At 61.4% G+C, this 671-nt stretch carries 1 protein-coding gene; it reads right to left on the bottom strand.

The window, feature by feature from the left end:
* Positions 1-664 (bottom strand): YggS family pyridoxal phosphate-dependent enzyme (locus AC0L2B_RS00150; protein WP_473743629.1); only part of this gene is annotated, 664 nt, incomplete at its 3' end.
* Between the last annotated feature and the right edge of the window lie 7 nt (positions 665-671).

Below are 671 nucleotides of genomic sequence, written 5' to 3'. Positions count from 1 at the left end.
TCATACCCATGGAGAGCCCGGTCAGCGCGGCGTTGTGCTTCACGGCTTTGTCCCGCAGCCGGCGCAGCAGAATGAAGCAAGGCCGCACCTTGGCCATGTCGGAGGAAAACAGCGCAAGTGTCATCAACCCGCATGGCCGGAGACGGGGAAACTGATCGAGGGTCTCCACGAAGGGCAGCAGTGCGCTCGGATGGAGGCCGAACTTGCTGTCCTCGCCAGACGTGTTGACCTGCACATAGACGTCGAGGAAGCGATCTTCGCGGTCCAGCCTCGTGTTCAGAAGGTCGGCGAGCCGCAGGCTGTCGAGCGCATGAAACTCACGCGCGAAGCGGGTCAGATATTTGGCCTTGTTGGTCTGCAGATGTCCGACGATGCTCCAGTCGATGGCGAGATCGTTAAGCGCCTCGCTCTTTGTCATTGCCTCCTGGATCTTGTTCTCGCCGAAGGTGCTGATGCCGACGTCGAAGGCATATCGCAGGATATGGGCCGGCACCGTCTTGGTGATCGGCAGCAACCGCACGGAGGCACGGTCGCGCCCGGCCCGTGCGCAAGCAAGCGTGATGCGCTCTTCAACCGACGCCAGATTGGTGCGGAAGCTGGTAAGGGGATCAGGCCCGAAGCGTTCGACGTCCTCGGACGAAAGCGGCGGATTGTTCGTGCCCATTGTGATC

The sequence above is a fragment of the Mesorhizobium sp. WSM4815 genome (assembly GCF_055811575.1).
The sequence above is the reverse complement of the archived record's forward strand: the minus strand, read 5'-3'. Positions and strand labels throughout refer to the sequence as shown.